General features: G+C 69.7%; 13 protein-coding genes. 2 read left to right on the top strand and 11 right to left on the bottom strand.

From position 1 onward, the window contains the following. Positions 1–249: 249 nt before the first annotated feature. Positions 250–1107, bottom strand: coding sequence for a CAP domain-containing protein (locus PYR72_RS24315; protein ID WP_275457293.1), 858 nt, complete (start codon positions 1105–1107; stop codon positions 250–252). A gap of 524 nt (positions 1108–1631) precedes the next feature. On the opposite strand from PYR72_RS24315, the gene PYR72_RS24310 reads away from it, so the two are divergent. Beyond that, the gene (locus PYR72_RS24310) at positions 1632–1985 is read left to right on the top strand and encodes a hypothetical protein (RefSeq protein WP_275457292.1); all 354 of its coding nucleotides are present in this window, start codon (positions 1632–1634) and stop codon (positions 1983–1985) included. A 312-nt stretch (positions 1986–2297) separates the two neighbouring features. After that, positions 2298–3662, top strand: a complete 1365-nt coding sequence (locus PYR72_RS24305; protein ID WP_275457291.1) for a polysaccharide lyase family 1 protein — start codon at positions 2298–2300, stop codon at positions 3660–3662. 203 nt (positions 3663–3865) lie between these two features. On the opposite strand, the gene PYR72_RS24300 is transcribed toward PYR72_RS24305, so the two are convergent. The 10 genes from PYR72_RS24300 to PYR72_RS24255 form a co-directional block, all read right to left on the bottom strand. After that, positions 3866–4123 (bottom strand): hypothetical protein, encoded by a 258-nt coding sequence (locus tag PYR72_RS24300; protein WP_275457290.1) that lies wholly within the window; start codon positions 4121–4123, stop codon positions 3866–3868. After that, positions 4120–4467: a hypothetical protein gene (locus PYR72_RS24295; RefSeq protein ID WP_275457289.1), complete on the bottom strand. Its 348-nt coding sequence runs from the start codon at positions 4465–4467 to the stop codon at positions 4120–4122. Before PYR72_RS24295 ends, PYR72_RS24300 begins: the two co-directional genes overlap by 4 nt. A 451-nt stretch (positions 4468–4918) precedes the next feature. After that, positions 4919–5527, bottom strand: a complete 609-nt coding sequence (locus PYR72_RS24290) for a hypothetical protein (protein ID WP_275457288.1) — start codon at positions 5525–5527, stop codon at positions 4919–4921. A gap of 68 nt (positions 5528–5595) precedes the next feature. Continuing rightward, positions 5596–5943: a hypothetical protein gene (locus PYR72_RS24285; RefSeq protein WP_275457287.1), complete on the bottom strand. Its 348-nt coding sequence runs from the start codon at positions 5941–5943 to the stop codon at positions 5596–5598. Positions 5944–6022: 79 nt separating this feature from the next. Next, positions 6023–6388, bottom strand: coding sequence for a PH domain-containing protein (locus PYR72_RS24280; protein ID WP_275457286.1), 366 nt, complete (start codon positions 6386–6388; stop codon positions 6023–6025). 56 nt (positions 6389–6444) lie between these two features. Beyond that, positions 6445–7377, bottom strand: a complete 933-nt coding sequence (locus PYR72_RS24275; RefSeq protein ID WP_275457285.1) for a hypothetical protein — start codon at positions 7375–7377, stop codon at positions 6445–6447. Continuing rightward, positions 7374–7958, bottom strand: a complete 585-nt coding sequence (locus PYR72_RS24270; RefSeq protein ID WP_275457284.1) for a hypothetical protein — start codon at positions 7956–7958, stop codon at positions 7374–7376. Before PYR72_RS24270 ends, PYR72_RS24275 begins: the two co-directional genes overlap by 4 nt. Before the next feature lie 28 nt (positions 7959–7986). Next, a complete protein-coding gene (locus PYR72_RS24265) occupies positions 7987–8934 on the bottom strand; it encodes a helix-turn-helix domain-containing protein (protein ID WP_275457283.1) in 948 nt (315 codons plus the stop codon). A 512-nt stretch (positions 8935–9446) separates the two neighbouring features. Then, positions 9447–11177 carry a methionine--tRNA ligase gene (gene metG, locus PYR72_RS24260; RefSeq protein WP_275457282.1) on the bottom strand — a complete coding sequence of 577 codons (1731 nt, stop codon included), beginning with the start codon at positions 11175–11177 and terminating at the stop codon, positions 9447–9449. Positions 11178–11326: 149 nt separating this feature from the next. Further along, positions 11327–13432, bottom strand: coding sequence for a VWA domain-containing protein (locus tag PYR72_RS24255; RefSeq protein WP_275457281.1), 2106 nt, complete (start codon positions 13430–13432; stop codon positions 11327–11329). Positions 13433–13533: the final 101 nt, after the last annotated feature.

The raw sequence follows: 13533 nt of genomic DNA, 5'->3' as shown, positions 1-13533 counted from the left end.
GAGAAATCTCGATCCCCCGAGGACCCCAATGTCACAGACGACTCACCGGTAATAATCTTGAAAGCTCACGTACTGGCGGGTCTCCACAGTCGTTTCACAACACGCGCCGCAAGCCGGCGCTGTGTGATCCAGCCTCGGGTGCCGCAGTCGAAGGAGGAGCCTCCCAGGAGAGGGGAGGCCGAGCACCTGGAAGGCAGGCGTGAGCGGCGAGACGTTCACGCCGTTCTGTGTGCGGCCCGGCGGGCGTCGCTACGCGGGGGTGCCGAAGTTCTGGGTCCAGTAGTTGCCGGGGCCTGCCAGGCCGATGCCTATTTCCTTGAAGCCGCAGTTGAGGATGTTGGCCTTGTGGCCGGGGCTGTTCATCCAGCCGTCCATGACGCTGTCGGCGGTGCCGTACCCGGCGGCGACGTTCTCGCCCGCCGAGCGGTACGCGTAGCCGACGCGGCCGAGGCGGTCGGTCATGGAGGAGCCGTCGGAACCGGTGTGGGACATGTTCGCGTGGTCGGCCATGTCCTGGCTGTGGTTCTGCGCGGCTTTGGTGAGCTTCGCGTCCACCGTCACCGGCGAGCAACCCGCCTTCGCGCGCTCGGCGTTGACCAGTCGCAGGACACGGTCCGTGGGGCCGGAGTCCGCGCTGGTCGGGGCGGGGGCGGGCGTGACCTTCGCCTTCGCGGGGTTCGGGGTGCTCGCGGGCCTCGTCGGCTCGTCGGCGGTGTCCGCCGGCTTCTCGGCGGGCCGGTCGGGCTTCTTCGAGGGGGACGCGCTCGGCGTGGGGCTCGACCGGCGCTTGCCCGGCGTACGGGACGGGGTGGGGGAGGCCGGGGCGTCCGCGACGGAGATCCGCTCCCGCTCGGAGGGCGTGCTCGACGGGGTGGGATCGGGCGCGGGGTCCGACTTCTGTCCGCCCCACCAGGAGGCGGCCGTGTCGCGCCAGCCGCCGGGCCCGTCACCGCTCACGACGAGGGTGGTGCCGCCCACGGCACCCACGGTCACCACGACCGCCGCGGCTATGACAGCCCTCCGGCGTCCGGCACCCCGGCGCTTCGCCTTCGCGGCGTTGCGGGCGGAGGCCCTGGGGGCGCCCTTCTTCCGGCGGTGACTGCTCATGCATGGCCTCACAGACTGGTCCGACTTCGGTCCGACGGCGTCGCGACCTCGGCGGCCGTGGCCGTGGCCCTGGCGAGCCCGGTCATTATGGGGATCGTCGAGCACCCCAGGCAACGAACACGTGTGCTACTCCAGGTGTGATGTCGGTGACGCTCCGTGCGGGCTCCGCCGGCGACGGGGCGTGCGCCCGCCGCATCCGCCCCCGCGTCAACACCCGTCCGGGACCAGGCAGAAAGCCGTTGCGCGCCGGCGGTCGGAGCCGACGCCATGGATCTCGGCCACAGGTTCGATTCGGTATCCGGTGGCTGAAATGGCCGATAGATGCAAGGAAGAGTGTGTTGTCGCCCTGGAAAAGTGGGGCGATCGACTCCATCGCGGCGCATTTCGGTCGTGACGCATGTCACCCCGATTCGAGGCGGGTGAAGGACGGCCGCAGACTGGAAGGACGTGGCGGGGCTCCCGAGAGAGCGGATCCTCGTACGGAGATTCCCGAGGCCCCGCGACGGATCGGCCGTGGAGGAATCATGACGGCAGTCACGCGGGCGCAAGCCCCGGTCGAGATCGAGGGCGACGGCCTCGAAGTGCGCATCCAGGACCTGGGCGACGGGATGAGCGTCGCGTTCCTCAAGCTGCCCCAGGGCATCGACATGACCCCGGCCCTCAAGGGCCTCCCCGACGATCTGTGCCAGTGCCCGCACTGGGGCTTCGTGGTCCGCGGCCGGCTGCGGATGCGCACCAAGGAGGGCGAGGAGTTCTACGAGGCCGGACAGGCCTACTACTGGTCTCCCGGCCACTCGCCGGAGGCCCTGGAGGACGTCGAACTGGTGGAGTTCTCCCCGACGAAGGAGTTCCGGGAGGTGCTGGACCACATCAAGTGACCCACACCTGCTGACCGGCCCCTCCGCCGGCCCGCGCCCGCGCGCACGGACCCGCGCGCACGGACCCGCGCGCACGGACCCGCGCGCACGGACCCGCGCGCACGGACCCGCGCCCACGCGCACCGACCCGCGCCCCCGCGCACCGCGTCCGCCCGCCCCCGTCGGCCCTCCTCAAGTGGCCCTCGGAAAAGTTCAGTTCGGCGGCAACCTATCCGTGAGCCGTGACCACACATGAGTCGGAACCTCCTTCACAGGGGCTCCACACGAACCACGTGTTCCCCCGCACCACGTACGTTACGTAAGGACTCATCCGTGGCCTCTGCCTCCCCGCGCCCGTCCCACCGCCGGTCCCTCCGCAAGCGCCGGACCCTCGTGGTCTCCGCCGCCGCCGTGGCCGCCGCGGTCGGCGCCGGCGTCCTCGTGATGAACGCCAGTGCCAGTCCCACCGACCTGTACCACCAGGTGCTGCCCGCCAAGGACGGCTGGGCGGCGTCCGGCTCCGGTACGACCGGCGGCGCGAAGGCCGACGCGGCGCACACCTTCACGGTGTCGACGCGGGCGCAGCTCGTGAAGGCGCTGGGCTCCGCCACCGACACCACCCCCCGGATCATCAAGATCAAGGGCACGATCGACGCCAACACGAACGACGCCGGCAAGAAGCTGACCTGCACGGACTACGCCTCCGGCACGGGGTACTCGCTCTCCGCCTACCTGAAGGCGTTCGACCCGTCGACCTACGGCAAGAAGGCGCCGAAGGGCGCGCAGGAGACCGCGCGCGAAGCCGCCGAGACCAAGCAGAAGAAGAACATCGTCTTCAAGGTGCCCGCCAACACCACCCTCGTGGGCGTCCCCGGCACCAAGGCCGGCATTCTCGGCGGCAGCCTGACGGTCCAGAACGTCAAGAACGTCATCATCCGCAACCTCACCTTCGCGGACACCCAGGACTGCTTCCCGGCCTGGGACCCGACCGACGGCTCGTCCGGCGAGTGGAACTCCAACTACGACTCGGTCACGCTGCGCGGCGCGACCAACGTCTGGGCGGACCACAACACGTTCACCGACGCGCCGACCTTCGACAAGACCGAGGCGACCCACTACGGCCGCAAGTACCAGGTCCACGACGGCGCCCTCGACATCACCAACGGCTCGGACCTGGTGACCGTCGAGCGCAACCAGTTCCTGAACCACGACAAGACGATGCTGATCGGCTCCAGCGACACCGACTCCACCGGCAAGCTGCGCGTGACGATCCACCACAACCTGTGGAAGGGGATCGTGCAGCGGGCGCCCCTGGCCCGCATCGGCCAGGTCCACCTCTACAACAACGTGTACGACACGACCACGGTCAACGGCTACGCCCCCAAGTACAGCATCGACTCCCGCGCCAAGGCCCAGGTCGTCGCGGAGCGCAACGTCTGGAGGATCCCGGCCGACGCGAAGGTCGCGAAGCTGCTGAGCGGCGACGGCACGGGCTCGCTGGCCGGCACCGGCAACATCGTGAACGGCAAGGCCACCGACCTCGTCGCCGCGTACAACGCCGCGAGCTCCAAGAAGCTGAAGACCACGGTCAACTGGACCCCGGCCCTCACCGCCGGCCTCCAGAACACGGTCACGGACCTGCTGACCGACCTGACGGGTACGGGTACGCCGGCCGCGGGCGCCGGCCTGCTGCCGTAGCCCTCCCGAACTCCTGGCCGGGGGCGCCACCTTGAGGCCGGGAAGGTGTCCCGGACCCGATCAGGAAGGGGTCCGGGACACCCGCGAAGAGGGGCCCGGGGCGCGAGCACGCTCCCCGGGCCCCGTGGGCTGCGGGGCCGTCCCGCCGATCGGGTGGTCTACGAGTGGCTCGACCGTGGAGGGGTCGAGCAGCACCACAGATCTCAGAATCCCAGACAGGTGATCTGGACGACGTAGACCCGCTCGCTGCGTACGACGACCTGATACGTGAACATGCCGCCAGGGACGATCATGTTCCCGCCCTTCGGGTCGAACCCGGCAGGGGCGCCTCCCTGTACGTGGAGTGCCTCCGCAGCCCTGACCAGTTCGTTCGCCTTCTTCTCCAGACCCGAGAGGAAGCCGGGTGGAGCAGTGCGGGCGGCCTCCTCCGCGCCGAAGGCGTACTCCCACTTCCAGCTCACCCGCGCACAGCCTTCATGGCATCGTCCAGTACGGCGCTCAGCTCTCGTAGCGCTTCCTGTGCGACGACGGGATCCTCGTGCTCCAGGTCGCTCTTCGCGCGAGCCTGGCGGGCGGACAGCTCGGGGCGGCGGGCGATCTCGATGTCCCTGGCCCAGGCGAGCACCCAGCTCTGTACGGGACTCAGGGACTGCCATTCGACGGCCTTGGCGAAGGCTTCGTCCTTCGTCCTCTGCATCTCTTCCAGACGGCCCGGGTCCACGACGGCGAGGGCTGCGCGCAGGGCGTCAGGAGTCTGTTCGGGACGGGGGATCAGCTCATGCCCGTGATCGGCCTGGGTGCTCATGGTGTCCTCCAGAGGGTGCCCCGGCCAGAGTATCCGGCGAGCCGCGAGCAGGCGCTCGCCGCTCACCGCCCCACCTCCGGGTGTCCGTGCACCAGGCCGGGATCCCCGGCGGGGCGCTCCCGGCAGTCGCGGCACCGTGCGCCGGGACCGGGCGAGTAGAAGCCACGGTCACAGCCGTCGCAGTTCCGGACCTTTGGGAAGAGCGCCTGTGGCACCGATGTTCAGGTTTCGGGGCTTCGATGGGAGGCCGGTCTACCGAGCTGCCACGGCGGCGGGCAGCGGCTCGATGAACGAACCGCATTGAATCTGCGGTGTTTGACGAGCAGCGACATCCAACCGAGCTGTGGATAAAGCAGCCCTAAAATCACATACGGTCCTCGGCACTGAAAAGTGTCGAGGACCGTACATGTGACATATGGTCATCGGTGCGAGGGGCTGAAAGGTGTAGCCATTACACCGACTTTTTCGTCCTCAGGTCGACCTCGCAGTCGAGTGTCTGAGCGTACTGCTTACCGCCCTGGACGTATTGAAACTTGCAGTATCGAACGGCTTGATCCGGCGGAGCCGTGATCTTCAGGTGGGCGAGATAGTAGATGTCGCTCTCCTGGCGCGGGGGAACCACGACCGGCTCTTCGATGTGATTCTCGAGTCGATCGAGATCCGGCATATGCGGCTCTCCCTCGAGCACCAGCAGCGCCAGCCCTTCTGTGTCATCTCTGCTGAAGGCACCATATTCAACCACCTTGATTCCCCTTGGGACATCCACCAAGGAAACTTCAGTGATCTCTATTTCTTTGGATGACTTATTGACGGGAACCGGGAGCGCGAACCACCAGTCCTGCCCTACCTCGGCCTGGTCGCTGCCCACTACGCCTTGGGACTGCAACCCTCCGTAAAGAGCATCGCCGCGTACCGGAGCTGATTTTTCACCCGTACACGCAACCAGTAGAACTGATGCAAGGGCCATGACGCCGGCGACTCTAAAACGCACCGTACTGGTGCCGCCCCGGCGCACGATCTGCTGCAGCTTCTGTCCCTCCTGGTCGGTCAGGCTGCGCATACGGACAGGCTCGGCCACCACACCCCCAGCGATCGGATCGGACGTCACCGCACATCCAACCGCCCCGATCATCGCCCCGCCGAACGTTGCATGTCAGAGGACGATACGTCGCGCTGGGCCTCGATTTCGGCGGCCAGAGCAGCCATGTCGCGCACGTGCGTGTAGTACCTGGTCGCGTACTCGTCGTCGATCACCGGAAGGACCCGCTCGACCACAGTCATCAGCCGCGTCAGGTCCGCGCGGCGCTGTTCGTTGAGCGGACCTTTGACGACGCCGAGGGCATAGCCATAGGCGTCCGCGTCGAGCATCACCATGTCCTGGCCCTTGACGTCGACGCCGCGAAAGCCGGGTGGGAACGGCATGGCCATGTGCTCGGCCATCCTCTGCGTGAGGGCGTCGACCTTCTCTTCGGACATGCGGAGATCTTGCCAGGAACTCACCCGCGTCGAGGTTCAGTTCGCGGGCCCGCCCCGGTGAACCAATGCGGTCAGAGCACTAGCGGGCCACGAACTGCGTGAGGATCGCCTGGACCTCGTAGATGTCCACGCCCTTGGTGAACGTCTTCTCGATCGGTGCATGCGTGCCCGACAGCCAGATCTTCAGCTCGGCGTCGAGGTCGAAGTGCCCGGCCGTCTCCACCGAGAAGTGCGTGATGCTGCGGTACGGGACGGAGTGGTACTCCACCTTCTTGCCGGTGAGCCCCTGCTTGTCGATCAGGATGAGCCTGCGGTCGGTGAACAGCATGGTGTCGCGGATCAGCAGGAACGCGGCCTGTACCTGCTCCCCACGCCCCAGCAGGCGCGCGTAGTCCTGCTGGGCCTTGCCGGTGTCCACGGTGTGCGCGTTTCCGAACAGTGCCATGCACGGGGAGACGCGCACCCGGGTGTACGGGTTGCTCGCCGGATACGCCGCGCGCCTTACGGCTCGAACGGCAGTGATCCCTGTTCGGCGGCCTGACCGAGGTACGTGTACTCGACGGACCGCGCGATGCCCATGGAATCCAGCTGCTGCCGGAAGCGGACCCGGAAGTGGACGTTGTCTCCGAGGCCGGGGCGCATGCGCAGCAGCTCCCCGGGCTCCTCGAAGCGTACGTCGTAGGCGGGGGCGTTCTTGGCTGTGCCCGTCTTGACCTTCACCAGGCCGCTTTCGCGTAGTTCTGTGATACGGCCCGAGATGGTGATCTCCTGGTCGCGGTCCTTGGTCTCCCGGAGTCGCTTCACATAGCGCCTGCCCCGCTCCGTCAGCCGGGCGCGGCGCATCCGTCCGTCGGCGTCGTACCAGGTCACACCCAGGTCCAGCTCATAACGGCTCAGCGCACGCGATACCGCTTCGACCGCGTCGAAGATCCGGGCCCATTCGCGGATGTCACGCTCGGCCTCCAGGGCGTCGAGCAGTGTGGTGAGGGTGCCGAGCCCCGTTGAGGCGGCGGATGTGGCGGGTGCGGCCATGGCAAGCGGATCCGCGGACTCGGTGCGGGTGGTGACGGGCCGGGCGTGCACGATGGTGCTGCCGGTCGAGATCCCGGTGAGTTCCAGCTGCACAGGGGTACCCGCCGCGGCGGAGACCAAGTGCTCCACGGGTTCGAGCAACGCGTCCCCCCATTGGAAGCGGAGCGCACCACCGTCGGCCTCCGGCCCGGTCAGCCGGAGTTGGAGTTCCTCGTCCAACCGGGCGTCGGGCGCGTACTCGCGTGCTGCGGCCAGATGGCTCGCCCGGTGTTCCGCCTCGATCTCCTCGTCGTCCCGGTCGTCGGTGCCGAGCGCGTCGAGGAGCCGTGCGGTGCGCTCGGCCTCTGCCGGGCCGTCCCCCAGGAGCGCGCGCCTGCGCTCGCGCCAGCTGTCGCCGGTCACAGTCGCACCTCCAGGTAGCCGCGTGCCGGGGCGGCACTCTCTTCGGAGGGTGAGCGGTCGTCATGGTCAGGCAGTCTGCAGCGTTGCCACCAGTCGTCCCACACACCCCGTTGCGTGAAGTATGTCCGTTCCTCGAGGGTGAAGCGTTCCGGCTCGAAGATATGGGCAACGGGCTGGTACCCGATGCGGAGGGGTGAGACGCCGTACTTCTCCCTCATCCTGGCGCGACTCTGAAAAGCAGTGGTCAGCCACTTGGCCCCCCGTTTCCCGCGTACGGCACGCTCGGCGCGCGTGTCGATCAGAAGCGTGGCGTCGATGTTCTCGGGATCGAGCTTGGTGCTCACGAAGCTGCCGCCCAGCCACAACCTGTGGATGAGCGGAAGCCCGCCGAGCATCCCCGCGTAGGTGTCCTCCAGGGTGAGGAAGGGATCGAGATAGGTGTGGAGGCCGTCCCACAGCTCCGTGCGGGTTGAGGAGTCCGCGAACTTCGGTGCGCTGACCAGTATCTTCTCCGCCTCGTCGAGGGAGACGGAGTACCGGCCCAGCGGAAGGAATCCGTTCGCGGCGAGGGAGGGCAGCACATGAGGTCCTGTCGGGTGAAAGCGGGATTCACCGTGCCGGATCGGCTTCGGGGCTGTCGGTGATGTCGGGTAGGGGGCCCGTCACCGGGTCCGCTCTGCCGTCGGCCGAGCATGCGTCGCAGCGGAGGGGATCGGGGCCGCGGTAGCCGCGGTCGCAGCCGCGGCAGTTCCTGACCGGGTACAGCACCTCCGGTGGTGACGGCGGGGCGTGGAACGGTGGCGGGGGCGGGAGCCGGTCGGTGAGGCGGTGGGCCAGGAGGGCGGCCGGGCGGTGCAGGGGCTCGGCGGGCAGGTCGCTGGTCAGGGCGTCGCGTACGGCGGTGGGGGTGAGGTCGCGCTCCAGCCAGGCGGCGACGCCGGGAGCGAGGTGCTGGGCGTCGGTCTCGGAGAGGAGGAGGCGGGGGTCGTGGCGGCGGAGGCCGGAGAGGAGGTCGGTGGCCGTGCGCAGGAGGGTGGGTGAGGTGGAGGAGGGCTGGGGGACGGCGGGCAGGAGTCTGCGGGCCGGGCGCTCCTCCGGGGCGGTGCGGTGACCCGGCCTCCGGGGTGTGTCGGACGCCGTCGTGTCGTGGTGTCCGGGCTTGTTGCAGGAGACGGTGCGGGTGACGATCCGGCCGCCGGGGACGCGTTCGCGGGTGCGGCGGAGGTAGCCGTGGGCTTCGAGTTCGCGCAGGGCGGCGGCGATACGGTCCGGCCCCTCGGGGAAGCGTGCGGCGAGGCTCTTGATGTCGGCGGGCGCCCCGGTGGGGAGCGACTGGATGTGTGTGGCGAGCCCGATGGCCAGCAGCGACAGGTCCGGGTGCTGGGCCAGGTGGTTGCCGATCACCGTGAAGCGGGCGGTGTGGCGGGCGTTGTCGTGGATGACACCGCCGGGGCGGGGCTTCCCGTCGGTGGCGGGGTCCCGGTCCCGGCGCGGGTGGTTTTTGCCCGCTGTACGGGACTGGGCGTGCGGGGGCGCGCTAGGGTCGTACGTGTCCATCGGGAAGCTCTCTTCTTCCTCGGTGGTCAGGCCCTCGCCCTTGGGATTGCCGTCCCGGCGGGGGCCGTCGCATGTCTGCGGTTGTGGGTTCGGATGTCCGCCGCGGATACGTGCTCCCGGCACTCGCTGCGGATGTCCGTGGCTGTGTGTGTCGCGCTGAGCGTAGGCCAGACAACCCGTTCCGAATCCAGCTGAGTTGGCGATGTTCACTCGCGGGAGTGAGTTTCCGCTGCGGACGGGAGGGAGGGGTGGGGCTTGGTGGGGTTCTTTCTCTCCCGTGGTCCTTGGGAAAGACCGCCGACGGCACCGAAGCATGGAGCGCCGGGTCGCGGTGCCACCTGCGGATGGGCCGGGAGGGGGTGGTCTCGGCTCGCACGGGCGTGCGGGGGTCGGGAGTGAGTTCGAATCCGGCGGTGGGCATGCGTCTTTACGAGCCGACGCCCCTCACCACGACACAAAGGGACCGGTGACGCCGAACTGCGTCACCGGTCCCTGTGCTGCGAAGTCGGGAGCTACGCCGGCGTGCCGCCGAAGCGCTCCTTGTACGTCTCCAGGTCCTCGTCGGTGAGCTTCGCGAAGAGGACCGGGGGGACGGTGAAGGGGGTGCCGGCTGGGACGAAGGTGAGGGTCTTGGCCTCCTCCGCCGTCACCCAGGCCGCCGTGTCGTCCTTCAGGGCGAAGGCGGCGCGCATGGCGGCCGAGGACGCCGGGATGAAGGGCTCGGAGACCACCGAGTAGAGGTGGATGAGGTTCATGGCGGTGCGCAGGGTGAGGGCCGCGGCGTCCTGGTCGGTCTTGATCTCCAGCCAGGGGGCCTTCTCCTCCAGGTAGGAGTTGCCCGCCGACCACAGGGCGCGCAGCGCGGCCGCCGCCTTGCGGAACTGCAGGGCCTCCATCTGCGCCTCGTACTCGGCGAGCAGACGGGCGATCTCCTCGCCGAGACGGGTCTCCGCCTCGCCCGCCGCCGCGCCCGCCGGGACCTCGTCGCCGAAGCGCTTCCTGGAGAAGGACAGCACGCGGTTGACGAAGTTGCCGAGCGTGTCGGCGAGGTCCTTGTTGACCGTGGCGGTGAAGTGCTCCCAGGTGAAGGAGGAGTCGTCCGACTCGGGGGCGTTGGCGATGAGGAAGTAGCGCCAGTAGTCCGCCGGGAGGATCTCCAGGGCCTGGTCGGTGAAGACGCCGCGCTTCTGCGAGGTGGAGAACTTGCCGCCGTAGTACGTCAGCCAGTTGAAGGACTTGACGTAGTCGACCTTCTTCCACGGCTCGCGGATGCCCAGCTCGGTGGCCGGGAACATCACCGTGTGGAACGGGACGTTGTCCTTCGCCATGAACTGCGTGTACCGGACGGGGTGTTCGCCGCCGTCGGCCTCGTACCACCAGGACTTCCAGTCGCGCTTCTCGCCGTCCGGGGCGGCGTCCGACCACTCCTTCGTCGCGCCGATGTACTCGATCGGGGCGTCGAACCAGACGTAGAAGACCTTGCCCTCCGCCGCCAGCTCCGGCCAGGTGTCGGCCGGCACCGGGACGCCCCAGTCCAGGTCACGGGTGATGGCGCGGTCGTGCAGGCCCTCGTTCAGCCACTTGCGGGCGATGGAGGACGACAGGTGCGGCCACTCCTCCTCGTGGGCCGCGACCCACGCCTCGACCTCGTGCTGCAGCTTGGACTGCAGGAGGAAGAGGTGTTTGGTCTCGCGGACCTCCAGGTCGGTGGAGCCGGAGATGGCGCTGCGCGGGTCGATCAGGTCGGTCGGGTCGAGGACGCGGGTGCAGTTCTCGCACTGGTCGCCGCGGGCCTTGTCGTAGCCGCAGTGCGGGCAGGTGCCCTCCACGTAGCGGTCCGGGAGGAAGCGGCCGTCGGCGGGCGAGTACACCTGGCGGATGGCCCGCTCCTCGATGAATCCGTTCTCCTTGAGGCGGCGAGCGAAGTGCTGGGTGATCTCGACGTTCTGCGCGGAGGAGCTCCGGCCGAAGTAGTCGAAGGCCAGCGCGAAGCCGTCGTAGACCGCCTTCTGCGCGTCGTGCGCCTGGGCGCAGAACTCGTCGACCGGCAGGCCCCGCTCCTTGGCGGCCAGCTCGGCGGGGGTGCCGTGTTCGTCCGTCGCGCAGATGTACAGGACGTCGTGGCCGCGCTGGCGGAGGTACCGGGAGTACACGTCCGCCGGGAGCATGGACCCCACCATGTTGCCCAGGTGCTTGATCCCGTTGATGTACGGAAGGGCGCTGGTGATGAGGTGTCGAGCCATCGGGGGATGCTCCCAGGTCGGTCGTTTTCGTGAGTCTTGAAATCCTAGCCGACATGGGTGTGCCGCCCGCCTCCCGTTTTGACGGGTGGGAAGCGGGCGGCACGGGGTGGTGCGGGGGTGTCGTGCGGGTTGTGGTGCGGGGTGCGGTGCTACGGGCGCCAGGTGGCCAGGATGCCCTCGTAGACCTCGGCGTCCGTCAGTTCGCGCGGGGTCTCGCCGGCCAGGAAGTGGGACGTCGTGGCCGTCTTCAGCTTGCGGAGGTAGTCGAAGGCCTTGTTCTCCGGGTCGCCGAACGCGACGAACGCGAAGTGGACGCCGGGGTGGTTCTCGGCCGCGTCCGCGAGGGCCTGGTTGGCCGGGGTCTTGGCGTCCGGGGCGCCGTCCGTCTGGAAGACGACGAGGGCGGGGGTGCCGGCCGCCGCCTTGCGGTGCTGGGCGAGGACCTCCTCGACGGCCACGTGGTAGCTGGTACGGCCCATGCGGCCGAGGCCGGCGTGCAGGTCGTCGACCTTGTTGTCGTACGCGTCGAGGGTCAGCTCGCCGGTGCCGTCCAGTTCCGTGGAGAAGAAGACGACCGGGACCGTGGTCTTCTCGGGGTCGAGGTGGGCGGCGAGGGCGAGGGTCTGCTCGCCGAGGGCCTGGGCGGAGCCGTCCTTGTAGTAGCCGCGCATCGACGCGGAGCGGTCCAGGACGAGGTACACCTTGGCGCGTACGTCGGTGAGGTCCCGCTTGGCGAGTACGGCGCCGGCGGCGTCGTACGCGGTGCGCAGGCCGGCCGGCAGGGGGGTGGCTCCGCCTTCGGTGTCTGCAACGGCCTCGGCCTCGGCTTCGCCCTCGGCCCGATCGGCGCCCCCACCCGCACCACCCGTGCGGGTTTCGTCGTCGGCCTCGGGTGCCACCTGTGGGGCTGCCCCGCCGTCGGCGTCCGCGGCTTCGGGGGTGGCCGCATCGGCCACGACGACGAGGTCGGCGGCTTCGGACGGTTCGGCGGCCTCCGGTTCGGGGGTGGTGGCCTCCGGTTCGGCGGCGACGGCCGGTTCGGGGGTGGCGGCTTCGGGTTCCGGGGTGGCTTCCGGTTCGGCGGCAGCCGCCGGTTCCGGAGTGACCTCGGGCTCAGGAGCGCTCTCGGGCTCCGGTGCGGCCTCGGCGACGGCCTTCGGTTCTTCGGCGGCTCCCGTGGCGTCTCCGGCGTCTTCGGCCTCAGCGGCCGACGGCTCCGGCTCGGCCGACGCCTCGGCCTCGGTGACGGACGCGGGGGCCGCCTCCGCCGCGGGCTCATCGGCAGTCACCTCGGCGGCGGGCTCCGGCTCGGCTTCCCGCACCGCCACCGGCTCGGCATCCGCGGCGGCCTCCGGCTCCACCTCGGTGGCCGGGGCCACGGGCTCGGCGTCCTCCTCCGGCTCCGTGGCGGTGTCCGCCGCCGCGGGCTCGGCCACGGCGACCTGCTCGGCGGGCGCCTCGTCAGCGGCACCCTTCACATCAGCCTCGGCCGACACCTCGGGCTCGGCCTTCTCGGCAACCTCCTCCACGTCCGCCTCGGCGGCAGCGGTGACCTCCGGCTCGGCGGGCTCGGCGACGGGCTCCGGCTCGGCGGCGGCAACGGGCTCCGGCTCGGTGTCGACGGCCGGCTTCGGCTCGGCCTTCTCGGCGGGCTCCACCTCGGGCTCAACGGCAGCGGCGGGTTCGGCGACGATCTCCGGCTCGGCGGCGGCAACGGGCTTCGGCTCGGTGTCGACGGCCGGCTTCGGCTCGGCCTTCTCGGCGGGCTCCACCTCGGGCTCAACGGCAGCGGCGGGTTCGGCGACGATCTCCGGCTCGGCGGCAGCGGCGGGCTCGGCCTCGGTGACCGGCTCCGCCTCGGCCTTCGGCCTGGCCTCAACCACGGCGTTCGTCTCCGGGGCCGCCGCGTCCGCCTTCGGGGCCGCCGCGTTCGCCTTCGGAGCCTCCGGCTCCGGCTCCGGCGCCGTCGCGTCCGGCTCCGGTGTTCTCTCGGTCGGCTCGCCGCCCCGCGGCTTCGGGACCGTCACGTTGTCGAAGGCCGCCGAGACGAGGTCGTCGGCCACGGACGAGGTCGCGGGCTCGGTCGCCGGGGCCGGGACCCTCGGCTCGGCGGCCGGCGGTGTCGCGGCCCCCTCGGCCGCCGCCGCGGAGGTGTCCTCCGGGGCGGAATCCCGCTCCGCCTCCTGCGAAGGAACCGTGTCGCGCCCCTTGCGTGAGCGGCTGAACGCATTCCGCAGGAGAGAGAGAATGCCCATGTGCGCAACCCTTCGGGTGAGTTGAAGCCGTCAATCCCTGGCCAGGACGGACACGTAAGGTTAGCGGCCAGGCGTGGTGATCTTGGGGTGGGGCGGGGGCT

The organism is Streptomyces sp. VNUA24 (assembly GCF_029167005.1).
In the GTDB taxonomy this organism is placed as follows: Bacteria; Actinomycetota; Actinomycetes; order Streptomycetales; family Streptomycetaceae; genus Streptomyces; species Streptomyces scabiei.
This window is presented reverse-complemented; position numbering and strand designations above follow the sequence as displayed.